1 protein-coding gene is annotated in these 513 nt (G+C 34.9%); it reads right to left on the minus strand.

The features are described from left to right. Nucleotides 1-299: 299 nt before the first annotated feature. Nucleotides 300-513 (minus strand): hypothetical protein (locus tag I6F65_RS21940; protein WP_231613276.1); only part of this gene is annotated, 214 nt, incomplete at its 5' end.

Consider the following 513-nt stretch of genomic DNA (forward strand, 5'->3'; position numbering starts at 1 on the left):
TGGTTTTATGGTTGGTATTGTCAAAAATAATAATCAAAAAACACCGTAAACACTGAGCATACAGCCGACAGTTTGTGTTCTAGTATAGGAGTCAAACAAGACCTTTAGTCATAACTCAGGGTCTTTTTTTATGTCTGAAATATTAGAAGTTACACGTATAGTAGGGAGAAAAACCTACTTCATGAATTTTTAACCAAAAAGGAGACATAGATGACTTTATATGAATACCTATCATTATTTTTGATGACTTGCACATTGGCTCAAGGCTTTACGTGTAAAAGGCTGAGATAAATTTCTTACTATCTTGGATAACGACTTTTACGCTTAAACAAAAGCATTGGACTAGTGTTGCCAATCAGTATGTACTGTATGACCAAAAGTATGGCGAATAAACCTAGTAAAAAGCCTGAGTATTCGAACGCCTCAATCGCCATACTTCTAGTAATGTCTCCAAGCACAAGATTGACAAGGAAAATACCTGCCATGACAATAATCAGAATGGCAAATAAAATC

It is taken from the genome of Pseudoalteromonas sp. SWXJZ94C (assembly GCF_015864385.1).
Lineage (GTDB): Bacteria > Pseudomonadota > Gammaproteobacteria > Enterobacterales > Alteromonadaceae > Pseudoalteromonas.